The sequence below is a fragment of the Xanthobacter wiegelii genome, assembly GCF_043193855.2.
GTDB classification, from domain to species: Bacteria; Pseudomonadota; Alphaproteobacteria; order Rhizobiales; family Xanthobacteraceae; genus Xanthobacter; species Xanthobacter flavus_A.
Genome location: NZ_CM195529.1, coordinates 3,758,350 through 3,771,968 on the forward strand (window position 1 = coordinate 3,758,350; position 13,619 = coordinate 3,771,968).

Genomic DNA, 13,619 nt, shown 5'->3' on the forward strand with positions numbered 1-13,619 from the left:
GAAAGAACAAGACCATGCACAAGATCGTCGTTCTCGACCGCGACACCATCGCGCCTGAGGTAAATGTCCGCCGCCCGTCCTTCCCCCATGAATGGGTGGAATATGATCGCACCAGCGCAAGCGAGGTGATCGAACGGGCGAAGGACGCCACCATCATCATCAACAACAAGGTGGACCTGCGCGCCGACACGCTCGCCCAACTGCCCCACCTGAAGCTCATCGCCATCGCCGCCACCGGCACCGATTGCGTGGACAAGACCGCGGCGACCGCGCAGGGCGTCCCCACGGTGAACATCCGTGGCTATGCCAAGGCGACCGTGCCGGAGCACACCTTCGCGCTGCTGCTCTCCCTCGCCCGCTCCATCGTGCCCTACCGGGCCGAGGTGCTGGAGGGCGCTTGGCAGGCGGCGCAGCAATTCTGCTTCTTTACCAACCCCATCGTGGATCTCGCCGGCCGCAGGCTCGGCATCGTCGGCGCGGGCGTGCTGGGCTCGCAGGTGGCGGGCATCGCGCGGGCGTTTGGGATGGACGTGGTGTTCTACGATCCCATGGCGAAGCCGGGCACGGCGGGCGTTGTCGGCCTCGACGAACTGATCGAGACCTCCCATGCCATCACCCTGCACTGCCCGCTCACCGACGAGACGCGTGGCATGTTCGACATGGCCGCCTTCCGGCGCATGAAGAACCGGCCGATCCTCATCAACACCGCCCGCGGCGGGCTGATCGTGGAGGAGGATCTGGAGATCGCCCTCGACGAGGGACTGGTGAGCGCCGCCGGCCTCGACGTGACCCTGCCCGAGCCCCCGGCCCCCGACAGCGCCTTCATGCGCCTCGCGCGGCGGCGCAACGTCATCTGCACACCGCACATCGCATGGGCCTCGCTGGAGGCCCAGCAGGCGCTGGCCGACCAGCTCATCGACAACATCGAGAACTTCGTCGCCGGCCGGCCCACCAACGTGGTATCGCCGGACTGAGCCGGCCGGCGCCTCCGCGCCGGCTTTCCCGTCGACCGATACAGAAAAGGCGGCCGTTCCGGCCGCCTTTCCCCTGTTTGCGCGTGGGCTTCGATCCCGTCAGTAGATGGTCAGGGCCGGGACATAGCTCATCAGTAGCAGCACAACCATGGCCACGCCGAAGAAGGGCCACAGTTCCCGCGTCGTCTCTCCCAGCGTCGTTCGCGCGATGGAAGTGGAGATGAATAGCGTCGTTCCTATGGGCGGCGTGTAGAGACCGATGCCCAGGTTCAGCACCATGATGATGCCGAGCTGCACGGGATCGAGCCCGATGGACGCGGCCAGCGGCACGAAGATCGGCCCCAGCAGCAGGATCGCCGGCGGCAGGTCGATGGGCATGCCCACGAGCAGCAGCAGCACGTTCATGGCAAGGATGACGAGCATGGGGTTGGAGATGGTGGCGGACGCCCACTCCGCGAACCGCTGCGGCACCTGGTCGAACGTCAGGATCCAGCCGACGATGGCCGAGCCCATGATGACCAGCATGACCACGCCTGTGGCCAAGCCGGCCTCGATCATCGAGACGCGGAAGCGCGCCCACGTCATGTCGCGGTAAAGCACAAGGCTCAGGATCAGCGAATAGAGCACCGCGAGGACCGCGATCTCGGTGGGTGTCGCGATGCCGAATCGCAGGCCCAGCAGGATGAGAACGGGCATCAACAGCGCCGGCATGCTGCGCCAGGCCAGGCGCATCAGCTCCACCTTCGACACCGGCGTCTCTGCCGAGACGTAGCCCCGCCGCCGCGCAATGTAGCTGCACAGCACGATGAAGCCGCCCGCCATGAGGAGACCCGGCAGGATTCCGGCCGTGAACAGGTCGGCGATCGAGACGTTCGAGACCAGCGAATACAGGATCAGGGGAATCGACGGTGGGATCAGGATGTCGATGATCGCCGAGGTCGCGTTGTTCGCCGCGCACAACGGCGCGGGATAGCCCTGCTTCTTCTGCCAGGGGATCAGCACCGAGCCGAGGGCGCTGGCGTTCGCCACTGCGCTCCCGGAGACTCCGCCGAACACGACGGACGCCACCACCGTGGTGGAAAGCGGCCCGCCGCGCCAGCGCTGCATGGCCTTCGAGGCGAAGGCGAGCAGTTCGCTGCCGAGCTTCCCGCCCAGCATCAGAGAGCCGGCGAGCATGAAGAAGGGCAGCGCCAGCATGGGGAAGGACTGTGTCTGCTGATACATCTGCTGACCGATGATGGTCAGCGGGATCTGGCCCTGCACGAGCAGCGCCACGCCGGCCGAGATGACGAGGGCGTGCCCGACGGGAATGGCCAGCAGCATCAGGACGGTGAATGCGAAGATGAGAACAAGGCTCACGAGACAAGCTCCTCGGGGCTTGGCACCGGCATGGCCTCCGGCCCGAGAAGGGCGACCCGCGTGGCCTGGGTTGCTGTGGCGAGGATGACGAGCACAAGCCCGCCGCCGAGGGTGAGGTAGCCGTAGCTCGAGGGAATGCCCATCACGGGCGACTTGTCGATCCAGAGCATGTCGGCCAGCTCGAAGATGTCGCGCGATAGGACGATGTAGCTGGCGATCACGATGATATGGCCGAACACCAGCATGTTGCGCGCGCCGGTGCGGCCAAGCTTCGAGAGCACCGTCTCCACCGCCATGTGGCCGCCCCTCTGAACGGCGAGCACCACACCGGCCATGATGAACACCGGGAACAGCCGCTCCGGCAGTTCTTGCGCGAAGCGGAAGCCGCCGGATTCGAGGACATAGCGCGCCGCCACGTTGGCGGCGAGCAGGGCGAGTAGCAGCGTGCCAACGAGGATCACCACCGCCTGGCAGAACCAGGCGATGGCGAGATCCACGCGATCGGCACCGCGGATGGCGCCTGAGCGCCATCCGGACGGGGCGGTCGTGGTATCGCTGTTCACGGGATCAGGTCCGGGCGGCAGCGACGAGACGGGTGACGAAATCGCCGAAGGGCTTCGCCTTCCAGATCTCGTAGACCTTGGCGGAGGCTTCGCGGAAGGCCGGCTTGTCCGCCTCGTTGACCTCGAGCTTCGGATTGGCGCGGAAGTCCGCCTCCGCCTTGGCATTGGCGTCGGCGAACAGCTTGCGCTGCAGGTCGCCCGCCTCCTTGGCCGCGCCCTTGATCACGTCGCGGTCGGCCGGGGTGAGGCGCATCCAGGTGATCTGCGACATGAGGAAAGGCGAGCATTCCCACTTGTGCCCGGTGAGCGAGATGAACTTGTTCACCTCGTAAAGCTTCGAAGAATAGATATTGACCAGCGGGTTCTCCTGACCGTCCACCACGCCCTGCTGGAGCGCCACATACAACTCGCCGAACGAGATCTGCTCGGTGGATGCGCCGAGGGTCTGGAAAATGTCGATGGTCATCGGATCCGGCGGGGTGCGGATCTTGAGACCCTTGAGGTCCGCCGGCTTCACAATGGGCCGCTTGCTGTTGGTGACGTTGCGGATGCCGTTGTCCCACCAGCCGAGCGGCACCATGCCGATCTTGCCGAAACGCTGGTCAAGCTCGGTGCCGATGGGGCCTTCCAGCACCTTGAAGGCGGCTGCGGAATTCGCGAACAGGAAGGGAAGCCCGAGCGCTGCCAGCTCCGGCAAAAGGGCCGACGTGGAGCCCTGGGAATTCACCGTCATGTCCACCGCGCCGGTGCGCAGGCTGGTGAGCAGCGACTGCTCGTTGCCGAGCTGCTCGGCGCCGGCGACGCGCACCGAGATGCGGCCGTTGGTGCGCTCCTTGACCAGTTCGCCGAACTTGTCCGCGGCGACCCACCGCGGGTTGCCGGCAGCGGCATTGTGCCCGAGGGTGAGGTTGATCTGCGCCTGGGCGAAGGCTCCGCGCGTCAGGGTCAGGATGGCGGGCATGGCCAGACCGGCCGCCAGCAGGGTACGGCGGTTCGGCCTCAGGATGGTCGGCGTATCGTTCATTTTCGTTTCCTCCATCATGCCGTGTTCGGCTGCTTTTGATTGGTCAGTCCCGGCCCTGCAGGGCGCGGTAGGCGGCGATCACTTGGCTGTCGTCCTCGGCGCCGCGGCCACGGCCGGAGACGGAGAGGAACATCTGGTGGGCGGTTGCGGCGAGCGGCAGCGCGGTCTTCGCGCCGGCACCGGCTTCCAGCACGATGCCGAGATCCTTCACGAAGATGTCCACCGCGCTGGTCACGCGCGGCGCGCTCTCCAGCATGCGCGGGCCGCGATCCCGCAGCATCCAGCTGGAGGCCGCGGAGCCGGAGACGATGTCGAGCATGGCGTTCATGTCTAGGCCGAGCGTCTCGGCGAGCGACAGGGCCTCGCCGGCGACCGCCAGATGCACGCCGCACAGGAGCTGGTTCACCGCCTTGGCGGTGGCGCCCTGCCCGGCCTTGTCGCCTAGCAGAACCACCTTGGAGCCCATGGCGTCCAGCACCGGCTTCACCTGAGCGAAGAGATCGGACGCCGCCGCGACCATGATGGTGAGGCTGCCGGCTTCCGCCCCGACCACGCCACCCGAGACGGGGGCGTCCACGAGGCGGCGGCCTTCGGCTTCCACACGCTTCGCGAGGGCCGCCACGGCGGCCGGCGGGCAGGTGGCCATGAGGATGACCGCGCCGCCCTCTGGCAGATGCGCCAATGCGCCCGCGCCGAACAGGATATCCTCGGCCTGGGCGGCATTCACCACCATCAGCACCACGGCATCCTGGCCGGCGAAAGCGTCTGCCACACTGGCCGCGGCCGCGCCACCGGCCTCGGCGAGCTTCGTCCCGGCCTCGGGCCGGATATCGAAGCCCGTCACGGCGAAGCCGGCACGGGCGAGGTTGGCGGCCATCGGCAGGCCCATGGAGCCGAGCCCCACAAAGCCGATCTTCTTCATCTTGTCCTCCCGTTCGGCCCGCCTCTCTTGCCGGAGGCTGGGGCCGTATGAATCTATTTCAGCCAGCCCTTCACCTGCGCGCAGAGCGCGTCGGTGGAGATGCCGTAGCGATCGTGCAGGGTGGGCAGCGCGCCGGCGGCCAGGAATTCGTCCGGCAGGCCGATCATGCGGAAGGCGGGGTGGACGCCCTCGCGCATCAGCAGCCCCGCCACCGCCTCGCCGAGGCCACCGATGACGGTGTGGTTCTCCACCACGACCACGAGGCGACCGGGCTTGGCGCAGGCTTCCAGAATGGTCGCCGTGTCGAGCGGCTTGATGGTGGGCACATGCAGCACGCCCACGTCCACGCGGTCAGCTTCCAGGGCCTTGGCGGCTTCCAGCGCGCGCATGGTCATGATGCCGGACGAGATGAACAGCACCTCGTAGCCGTCGCGCAGCAGCTTCGCCTTGCCCAGCTCGAAGGTGTAGCCATACGCGTCGAGCACCAGCGGAACCTGCCCGCGCAGCAGGCGCATGTAGACCGGGCCCTTGTGGGCGACGACGGCCGGCACCGCCTGTTCGATCTCGTGCGCATCGCAGGGATCGATCACCGTCATGTTCGGAATGGCGCGCATCAGCGCCAGATCCTCGGCCGCCTGATGGGACGGGCCGTAACCGGAGGTGAGGCCCGGCAGGGCGCAGACGATCTTCACGTTGCGGTCTTCTTCCGCGATCGTCTGGTGGATGAAGTCGTAGGCCCGGCGCGAGGCGAACACCGCATAGGTGGTGGCGAAGGGCGTGAAGCCTTCCGCCGCGAGGCCCGAGGCGGCGCCGAACAGAAGCTGCTCGGCCATGCCCATCTGGTAGTAGCGATCCGGGAAGGCCTGCTGGAAGATGTGCAGGTCCGTATACTTGCCGAGGTCCGCCGTCATGCCGACGATGGAGGGGTCGGTCTTCGCGCATTCCACCAGCGCGTGGCCGAACGGGGCCGGCTTGGTGCGCTGCCCCTCGCCTGCGATGGACGCGATCATGGCGGAGGTGGTCAGGCGCGGCTTGGCCGGGGCGTCAGCCTTGGCGGTAGCTGCGGGTTTCATGCGGGCTTCCTCTCGTCGAGGGCGGCCAGGGCCAGCTGCCACTCATGGGCATCGACACGGATGAAGTGGTTCTTGTCGCGCGCCTCGAGGAAGGGGATGCCCTTGCCCATGAGCGTGTCGGCGATGATCATGCTGGGCCGGCCGCCATTGGCGTCCTTGGCCGCGTCGAAGGCGTTGCGCACGGCGTTAAGGTCGTTGCCGTCCACCCGCTGTACGAACCAGTTGAATGCCGCGAGCTTCTCCGCCAGCGGCTCGAAGCCGAGCATGGAGGTGGACGGGCCGTCCGCCTGCTGGTTGTTCACGTCGACGATGGCGATGAGGTTGTCGAGCTTGTAATGGGCGGCCGACAGGATGGCCTCCCACACCGAGCCTTCGTCCAGCTCGCCGTCGGAGAACAGGGTGTAGACCCGGCTGTCCGAGCCCTTGCGCTTCAGGCCGAGGCACTTGCCCACCGCGATGGACAGGCCGAGGCCCAGCGAGCCGCCGGACATTTCCATGCCCGGGGTGTAGGCCGCCATGCCCGACATGGGCAGGCGGCTGTCGTCAAAGCCGTAGGTCTCCAGCTCGTCCTCGGGGACAATGCCGGCCTCGATCAGCGCCGCATAGAGCGCGATCGCATAATGGCCGTTGGAGAGCAGGAAGCGGTCGCGCCCCTCCCATTCGGGGTTCTGGGGCTCGTAGCGCATCGCATGGAAATAGGCGGTGGCCAGCACGTCCGCGATGTCGAGGGCCTGGGCGATATAGCCCTGCCCCTGCACCTCGCCCATGCGGATGGCATGACGCCGGATGTTCCGGGCGCGCCGCTCCAGCGAGACGTTGGAAGTTGAAGTGGTCATTGTCCCTGTTCCTGTCGGGGAGCGCCCGCGCCGGAACGGCCCCGGTCGCCTCGCGACCAGCCGTCCGCATCGCGCCGTGGCGGACCGGGATTAGTGGATCAGCATGCCGCCGTTGACGTCGATCACCGCGCCGGTGACGTAGGCGGAGAGGTCGCTGGCGAGGAACAGATAGATGCCGGCCACGTCGCTCGCGTCGCCGAGGCGGTTGAGCGGGATGCCCTTCAGGATGTCCTTGCGCATCTCGTCGGTCAGCTTGCCGCCGGTGATGTCGGTCTGGATCAGGCCGGGGGTGACGCAGTTCACGCGGATGCCATCCACGCCGAACTCGCGGGCCATCGCCTTGGCGAGGCCGAGCACGCCGGCCTTGGCGGAGGAATAGTGCGGGCCGCCGAAGATGCCGCCGCCGCGCTGCGCGGACACCGACGACATGCAGGCGATGGAGCCGGACTTGCGCGCCTGCATGTGCGGGATGAACACCTGGCTGAGGAACAGCACGCCCTTGCAGTTGATGTCCTGGATGCGGTCCCAGCTCGCCTCGTCGATGTCGAGGGTCTTCACCGGCTGGGTCACTCCGGCATTGTTGACGAGGATGTCCACATGGCCGAACGCAGCGATCACCGCATCGGCGGCGGCCTGGCAGGAGGCCTTGTTGGCCACGTCGCAGCCGACGCCCATGTGCTCGGGGCCGAGTTCGGTGGCGGCGGCCTTGGCGGCGGCCTCGTCGATGTCGAGAATGGCGATACGCGCGCCGTGGGCAGCGAACAGCTTCGCCGTGGCAAGACCGATACCGCGGGCGCTGGCCGCGCCGGAAATGGCGGCGGTCTTGTTCTGAAGCAACATGGTTTCCTCCACGAGGGGCTTCTTTTTGTAAGAGTGATACTGGCTCGCCTTTTCCCGGCTGAAAAACGCAAAAATTGCGCGAATAGATGAGTCATGTTCATCTAGCCCCTCGGCGCAGCCGGGCTTCCGTAGCGACCGCCGTCTTGAGGGCTCAACCATGAAGCGCCTTCCGCTGTCCGCCTTGCAGGCGTTCGAGTCAGCCGCGCGTCGCGGCTCCTTCCGCGTCGCCGGGGAGGAACTGGGCATCTCGCCCAGCGCCATCAGCCATGCCGTGCGCAAGCTGGAGGATCTGATGGGCGCGGCCCTGTTCGAGCGGGAAGGCCGCGCGGTGCGGCTCAATCCGGCTGGGGAGGCGCTGATGCGCCACGTCTCGGCGGGCTTCGACGAGATGCGGCAGGGCATCGAGATGGTGGGCGCGCGCTCGGTGAACCTGCTGCGGCTGCACTGCGCGCCCTCCCTCGCCGCCCAATGGCTGCTGCCGCGATTGCGCACGCTGCTGGCCAAGCAGCCGGGGCTGGAGGTGCGGCTGGCGGCCGGCGTCGACTACCCGCGCTTCGAGCATGACGCGTTCGACGCCGACATCTGCTACGGCCCGCCACGGCAGGAGGGGCTGATCGTCGTGCCCCTCGGCGAGGAGACGGTGACGCCCCTGTGCGCGCCGGAGATGGCCGCGCGCATCGCGGGTCCGCTGGACCTGCTCGACCACGATCTGATCGAGAGCGACAACAAGCGCGTGCGCTGGAATCACTGGTTCGAATCCAACGGCGTCACCCCGCCCGGACCGCGTGGATCGCGTTTCGACCGCTCGTTCATGGCCATCGCGGCGGCGGTGGACGGGCTCGGGATCGCGCTTGAATCCACCCGTCTCGCCGAGCGCGAGATCGCGCGCGGGCAGTTGGTGGCGCCGCTCGCGGGCAAGGCCAACGACGTGACCTATGTGGGGCACTACCTCGTCTTCCCCCGTGCCGCGAAGGCCCGCCGGGCGGTGCGCATGTTCGCCACCTGGATCACGCAGGAGCTGGACCTGCCGACACCCCGCATCTGAGGCGCGTCGCCGGTCAGCGGCCTAGGTTCCCCGCGGGGGGCGGCGGATGTCCTCGTAAAGCACATGCAGCCGCTCCAGCGACTGCAGCGAGCGCTCCGGCTCCGCCGCCGCGAGGCCGAACACGATCATCTCCAGGCAGGCCAGCACCACGCCGTGCAGGGGAACGGTCTCCGACTTGCCCCGCGGAACCTTCACCACCACCTGCGCCTGCTTGCCGAAGGCGGGCGAGGCGGCGCCGGTGAGCAGGATCATCGGCACCTCCAGCCGACGCGCCTCCTCCAGCGCGGCGACGCCCTCGCGGTGGGCGCTCGCCTGCCCCATCATGATGAGCACGTCTCCCCGGCGCATGGCGAGCAGTTGCTCGCCCAGCGCGATGCCCGTGCGGTTGAGCGCATAGGCGTGCCGCCCGTTGCGCATCAGCAGCCGCGCCGCGTAGTCGGCGAGGATGGCGGACGCGCCGATGCCGAAGATGCCGATGCCGGCGCGCTCCCGCATCAGCGCGATGGCATTGGCGATGGCGCGGCGGTTTTCCGCGCTCGTGACCTGCTCGATGCCGGCGATATGACCGGCCCGGACGAAATCGATGGAAGCATCCACGTCGCGAGCGAGCTGCTCCGTGGTGGAGGTCATCTTGTCGGCCGAGGAGACGACGCCACCGAGGAAGCCGGCAAGGGTGCGCTTGAGATCCTTCAGCCCGTCGAAGCCGAGTGCCTGCACGGCGCGGATGACGGTGGCGTCGGACGTTCCGGTTTCCGCCGCGATCTCCAGCGCCGACTGGCCAAGCGCCGTGCGGCGGTTCTCGTTGATATAGTCGGCCACCACCTTCAGCTGCGGGGAGAGGCTGGCGCCCCGGCTGCGCAGGCGCTCGCCGAAGCGATCCACCTTGGCCTTGCGTCCCTGTGCCGTCATCCCCCTGCCGGTCCTGCCCCGCCCATGCCTCGAAAACGAGGAGCATGCTGGCACAGCCACAGCCCGTTTTCCATGTGGCGGCAGATGTTTGGAACGGCTCCGAAGTGCATCTTCCCGCTAGCGTCGGGCGACCTTGAGCCGGATGACCTCGGCTTCCACCACCGCCGCCACGAGATTGAGGGCGGCATAGGTGTTGGAGATGGTCTCGTCCCGTGGCAGCAGCACGTAGCGGCCGTCGCGACAGGCCTTCATCAGGCGGCACCAGCCGGGCATCACCTTCTCCATGTCGGCCATCTCCGTCGCGGGCCCGTGGCCGAGATCGGAGCGGAAGGTGCCGAAGGCGAGGTCGGCCTCAAGATCCGGCAGGCGCTCGGCGCTGACATCCATGCGGTCGCCCTCCGACATGGCCTCGACGATCTTCGGGAAGCGGAAGCCGGCATCGCGGAGCACCCGGCCAAGGGCGCGGTCGGTGTGGAAGAGCGTGATCTTGCCCTGGTTCGCCTGGAAGCTCACTACGCTGAGGCTGCCGGTGTCCACGAGGCTGCGCAGCTGGGCGATCTGCGCCGCATATCGCGCCTGAAGGGCGGCCAGCCGCGCGCCGGTGCCGGTGAGGTCCGCGAGCTTGCCGTAGATCGCCGCCGGTCCTCCCTTCAGATGCTCGATGCTCACGGTGGGTGCGATGCGCTCCAGCTGCGACACCGGCGTGTCGCGTGTGGGCGAGGTGATGATGAGATCGGGCTTCGCCGCCGCCACCGCCTCGATGTCGATGGCGGTGGCGCCGACGAAGGCGATGGGCGCGGTGTCGAAATCGACGCCGGTGAGCAGCTTGCCCGCCCTGAGAAAGCGCGTGCCGTCCGGCCGCACCCGGCCATGGCTCGCCACCGGCATCACGCCGAGTTCGATCAGCGGCAGGGTGATGTCGAGATCGTGCAGGGACACGATGCGCTGGGGGCGGACCGGCACCTGCACCGTCCGGCCGAGATCGTCTGTGAAGGCCCGCGTCTGGGCATGGGCCGGTGCGCAGACGCAGGCGATGACAAGCGCCAGAACGGCGAAGCGGAGCAGAGCAGTCATGGATTCGGTCCGGTCATATCTGGTCCCGTCGCCGCCACAGCAGGAAGAGGAAGAGCGGAACGCCGGCAAGGGTCATCACGATGCCGGCGGGGATCTGCAGCGGGGCGAAGGCGAGCCGGCCCGCCGTATCCGCGAGCAGCACCAGCGCCGCGCCGAGCAGCCCGCTGGCGGCGAGCACGGCGGCCTGTCCGCCTCCGATGACCAGCCGCGCCATATGCGGCGCGATGAGCCCCACGAAGCCAAGGCTGCCGACGCAGGAGACCGCCGCCGCCGTCATCAGCACCGGCGCCGCGAGCCCAAGCGCACCCGTGAGCCGCAGACGCACCCCGAGACCCGTTGCGGCCGCATCGCCCAGCAGCATCGCGTCGGCGGCGCGGGCGGTGGCGAAGAGGAGGACCGCGCCCAGCACACCCCATAGCGCAAGGGCGGGGATCAGCGTCCATTCGGCGGCATGGAGGCTGCCCGCGAGCCAGACGAGGGCCGTCTCCACGTCGTTGATGTCGGCGGTTGTGATGAACACGAGCAGCGCCGAGGCGAGCAGCCACGACACGCCGATGCCCACCAGAACGAAGCGCACCCCGGACAGGTCGCGGGCGACGAGCACCACCACCAGCGCGACGGCGAGCCCGCCCGCCATACCCACCGGCAGGCGCCAGCCGGGGCCAAGCGCTGGCGCGGCGAGGATCAGCGCCAGCACCGCGAGGCTCGCACCTTCCTTGATGCCCACCAGGCCGGGATCGGCGAGGCCATTGCGCGTCAGCGCCTGCAAGGCGGCGCCGGACAGGCCCAGCATGGCGCCGGCCAGCAGCGCGAGCACCACCCGCGGCAGGCGCACGCCGGTCACCACATGGGCCACGTCGGGCGGTACGTCGCGAGCAAGAATGGCGGCCAGCACCCGGTCGAGGGGGATGGGCAGGCTGCCGGTCGCGAGGGCGAAGGCCGCCCCGCCCGCGATCAGGATGAGAACAACCATCGCCGCCGCAGCCGCGCGCGGCCGCACACACAGACTCAGCGGCCCCACCCGCACTTGCCGGTAGCCCGCCGCGCGGGCCAGGGCGCTCACGGCCGCCGCCGCGATGCGAGGGCGATGAAGACCGGCACGCCCACCAGCGCGGTGACGATGCCGGTCGCGAGTTCGCGCGGCGCGAACAGGCTGCGCGCGGCAAGGTCCGCCGCCACCAGCAGCGCCGCGCCGGCAAGCGCGCTCAGCGGCAGCACGAGCCGCATGTCGCGCACGCCCAGCGCCTTGACCGCATGGGGCACCACCAGCCCGACGAAGCCGATGGGGCCGGCCAGCGACACCGCCGCGCCGCAGAGCAGGCCGGCGGAGACGAGCGCGGCGAGGCGGGTGCGCGCCACATCTATGCCGAGCCCGGCCGCCACCTGATCGCCCATGGCCAGCGCATCGAGCCGCCGCGCCAGCACAAGGGCCAGCCCGAGGCCGACGGCGGCCGGAGGCAGCGCGGCCCACAGCGCGCCGTAGCTGAGGCCTGAGAGGTCGCCGGCGAGCCACAGGCGCACGGTGGCGAGCGTCTGGTCGTCCAGCAGCAGCTGGGCGGAGGTGAGCGCGGCGGCGAAGGCGGAGAACGCGACGCCGCAGAGTGTCACCTTCAACGGCGTCAGCCCCGTGCGCCCGAGCGAGGCGGCGGCCAGCACCAGCGCACACAGTAGCATTGCGCCGAGCCCCGCCACCAGCGGGCGGATGGCAGCGAGCGCGGACGCAGGCAGCCCCCCTCCGAGCAGCGGCGACAGGGTCAGCGTCGAGACCACCGCCAGCGCCGCACCGGCGTTCAGCCCGAGCACATGGGGCTCGCCCAGCGGGTTGCGCGTGACCGACTGGATCAGCGCACCGGTAAGGCCGAGGCCCCCGCCCACAGCGAGCGCAGCCAGCAGGCGCAGCAGCCGCAATTCCACGATGACGTTATGGTCGAAGCTGTCCGCATCGAAGGCGAGCAGCGCCCGCACCACCGTCGAAGCCGGAATCGCCCGCGCCCCGAAGCCGAGATGCGAGACGGACAGCCCGGCGACCAGCAGCCCGAGCCCGCAGGCGACGAGCAGGGGGCGCGCCGCGCGAAGGCGGACGCCGGCGACGGCGGAGGGTGTGGCGGCAATGCTCAACGCTGCCCTCCCCCGGAAGGCCCGAGCGGGACGAACACCGGCTTGCCGGTGCGCGGATGCGGCACCGCCTCCACCTCAAGGCCGAAAATGTCGGCCACATCCGCCGCCGAAAGGCTCCGCCCCTCTCCCGCCACGGCGCGAACGCGGCCGTCCTTCAGGCAGAGCACCGTATCGGCATAGGCGACGGCCATGTTGAGATCGTGCAGCACCACCACCACGGTGCGGCCGTGCGCATGGGCGAGGCGGGCGAGCAGGTCGAGCACCTCCACCTGATAGCGCAGGTCCAGGAAGGTGGTGGGTTCATCCAGCAGGATCACCGAGGTTTCCTGCGCCATGGCCATGGCGATCCAGCAGCGCTGGCGCTGGCCACCGGAGAGCGCGGCGACCGGCGTCCCGGCGAAATCGCTGGTGCCGGTGAGGCCCATGGCGGTCTCCACGGCGGCGGCGTCCTTATCGCTCCACTGGCTGAGGAAGCCCTGATGCGGATGGCGCCCGCGCGAGACGAGTTCGTAGGCGGTGAGCCCCTCCGGCACCAGCGGGCTCTGCGGCAGGATGCCCAGCTCCCGCGCCAGCGCCCGCGTCGGCTGCCCGTGCACGGCCCGGCCGTCGAGCAGAACTGTTCCGCCCATGGGCTGGAGCAGCCGGGCCATGGTGGCGAGGAGCGTAGACTTGCCGGAGCCGTTGGGGCCGATGAGCGCCGTCATGCGGCCGGCGGCGACAGTGAAGCTCACCCCGTCCACGACGAGGCGCTGGCCATAGCCGGCCTTCAGGTCGGCGACGCGCAGGCGGACGGCATCCGGGTCCGTGACCGCATCCGCCCCCACCCAATTCTGCACCGCTCCGCTCCCACGCCGTCGCAGCCTCCACATTCGGAAAGCGCGT

The 13,619-nt window shown here is 69.0% G+C and carries 14 protein-coding genes; 2 read left to right on the forward strand and 12 right to left on the reverse strand.

Translation table 11 applies throughout. From position 1 onward, the window contains the following. Positions 1–14: 14 nt before the first annotated feature. Positions 15–974, forward strand: a complete 960-nt coding sequence (locus V5F63_RS17495) for a D-2-hydroxyacid dehydrogenase (RefSeq protein ID WP_394100750.1) — start codon at positions 15–17, stop codon at positions 972–974. Positions 975–1,073: 99 nt separating this feature from the next. Here the strand turns inward: V5F63_RS17495 and V5F63_RS17500 are convergent, their stop codons facing one another. From V5F63_RS17500 to V5F63_RS17530, 7 genes are all read right to left on the reverse strand, one after another. Further along, on the reverse strand, positions 1,074–2,333 hold the full coding sequence (locus V5F63_RS17500; RefSeq protein ID WP_394100749.1) for a TRAP transporter large permease: 1,260 nt from the start codon (positions 2,331–2,333) through the stop codon (positions 1,074–1,076). Next, positions 2,330–2,896 carry a TRAP transporter small permease gene (locus tag V5F63_RS17505; protein ID WP_209484402.1) on the reverse strand — a complete coding sequence of 189 codons (567 nt, stop codon included), beginning with the start codon at positions 2,894–2,896 and terminating at the stop codon, positions 2,330–2,332. Before V5F63_RS17505 ends, V5F63_RS17500 begins: the two co-directional genes overlap by 4 nt. A gap of 4 nt (positions 2,897–2,900) precedes the next feature. Next, the gene (locus V5F63_RS17510; protein WP_209484405.1) at positions 2,901–3,920 is read right to left on the reverse strand and encodes a TRAP transporter substrate-binding protein; all 1,020 of its coding nucleotides are present in this window, start codon (positions 3,918–3,920) and stop codon (positions 2,901–2,903) included. 43 nt (positions 3,921–3,963) lie between these two features. Further along, positions 3,964–4,899: an NAD(P)-dependent oxidoreductase gene (locus V5F63_RS17515; protein ID WP_394100961.1), complete on the reverse strand. Its 936-nt coding sequence runs from the start codon at positions 4,897–4,899 to the stop codon at positions 3,964–3,966. After that, positions 4,896–5,915, reverse strand: a complete 1,020-nt coding sequence (locus tag V5F63_RS17520; protein ID WP_394100748.1) for a transketolase family protein — start codon at positions 5,913–5,915, stop codon at positions 4,896–4,898. The genes V5F63_RS17515 and V5F63_RS17520 overlap by 4 nt, the downstream gene beginning before the upstream one ends. After that, positions 5,912–6,751: a transketolase gene (locus tag V5F63_RS17525; protein WP_394100747.1), complete on the reverse strand. Its 840-nt coding sequence runs from the start codon at positions 6,749–6,751 to the stop codon at positions 5,912–5,914. Before V5F63_RS17525 ends, V5F63_RS17520 begins: the two co-directional genes overlap by 4 nt. 90 nt (positions 6,752–6,841) lie before the next feature. Further along, positions 6,842–7,591, reverse strand: a complete 750-nt coding sequence (locus tag V5F63_RS17530) for an SDR family NAD(P)-dependent oxidoreductase (protein WP_394100746.1) — start codon at positions 7,589–7,591, stop codon at positions 6,842–6,844. Positions 7,592–7,748: 157 nt separating this feature from the next. On the opposite strand from V5F63_RS17530, the gene V5F63_RS17535 reads away from it, so the two are divergent. Further along, the gene (locus tag V5F63_RS17535; protein ID WP_394100745.1) at positions 7,749–8,636 is read left to right on the forward strand and encodes a LysR substrate-binding domain-containing protein; all 888 of its coding nucleotides are present in this window, start codon (positions 7,749–7,751) and stop codon (positions 8,634–8,636) included. A 21-nt stretch (positions 8,637–8,657) separates the two neighbouring features. On the opposite strand, the gene V5F63_RS17540 is transcribed toward V5F63_RS17535, so the two are convergent. The 5 genes from V5F63_RS17540 to V5F63_RS17560 all read right to left on the reverse strand — a co-directional run bounded on the left by V5F63_RS17540 (position 8,658) and on the right by V5F63_RS17560 (position 13,573). Beyond that, positions 8,658–9,545, reverse strand: a complete 888-nt coding sequence (locus V5F63_RS17540; protein WP_394027995.1) for a MurR/RpiR family transcriptional regulator — start codon at positions 9,543–9,545, stop codon at positions 8,658–8,660. A gap of 117 nt (positions 9,546–9,662) precedes the next feature. Next, complete coding sequence (locus V5F63_RS17545; RefSeq protein WP_394100744.1) at positions 9,663–10,619, reverse strand: ABC transporter substrate-binding protein; 957 nt, start codon at positions 10,617–10,619, stop codon at positions 9,663–9,665. Between the two features lie 13 nt (positions 10,620–10,632). Continuing rightward, positions 10,633–11,682 carry a FecCD family ABC transporter permease gene (locus tag V5F63_RS17550; protein ID WP_394100743.1) on the reverse strand — a complete coding sequence of 350 codons (1,050 nt, stop codon included), beginning with the start codon at positions 11,680–11,682 and terminating at the stop codon, positions 10,633–10,635. Next, positions 11,679–12,737 carry a FecCD family ABC transporter permease gene (locus V5F63_RS17555; RefSeq protein ID WP_394100742.1) on the reverse strand — a complete coding sequence of 353 codons (1,059 nt, stop codon included), beginning with the start codon at positions 12,735–12,737 and terminating at the stop codon, positions 11,679–11,681. The genes V5F63_RS17550 and V5F63_RS17555 overlap by 4 nt, the downstream gene beginning before the upstream one ends. Continuing rightward, entirely contained in the window at positions 12,734–13,573 is an 840-nt protein-coding gene (locus tag V5F63_RS17560) for an ABC transporter ATP-binding protein (protein WP_394100741.1), read from the reverse strand. Before V5F63_RS17560 ends, V5F63_RS17555 begins: the two co-directional genes overlap by 4 nt. Positions 13,574–13,619 lie beyond the last annotated feature (46 nt).